Source organism: Pseudoalteromonas sp. SG44-5 (assembly GCF_014164175.1).
GTDB lineage: Bacteria > Pseudomonadota > Gammaproteobacteria > Enterobacterales > Alteromonadaceae > Pseudoalteromonas > Pseudoalteromonas nigrifaciens.
In genome coordinates this window covers 1-314 of the sequence record NZ_JACJES010000073.1, presented here as the reverse complement: position 1 = coordinate 314, position 314 = coordinate 1, and the positions used below count along the sequence as shown (strand labels likewise).

Below are 314 nucleotides of genomic sequence, written 5' to 3'. Positions count from 1 at the left end.
GGTTCTTGGTCATCAGTTGGTGATACTGTATGGGTTACACCATTTAGATATGAGTACGAGGTAACCCCTTGCAAGATGGGTAATTGTGAATGGTATGGTGTTGATAAGCCATTCACTTCTGGTGGCAATAAAAACGGAAGGTTATTGTCTACTGACTATCAATATTCTTGTCCTCCTGAAACTGCACCTTTGTATAAAATTGCCGTCCCTATTCAGCCTCAGCCAACTGACCCAAGTGAGCCAACATTTATGTGTGCAAAACCATTGGGTGATGAACCAGAACCAGAGCCAGAAAAAGATCCTGATTGCCCAGA

General features: G+C 43.0%; 1 protein-coding gene. It reads left to right on the top strand.

Going from position 1 to position 314, the window contains the following annotated elements; all coding sequences use genetic code 11:
- Positions 1-75 precede the first annotated feature (75 nt).
- On the top strand, positions 76-314 hold a 239-nt coding region (locus H5079_RS18260), incomplete at its 3' end, for a hypothetical protein (protein ID WP_220489020.1).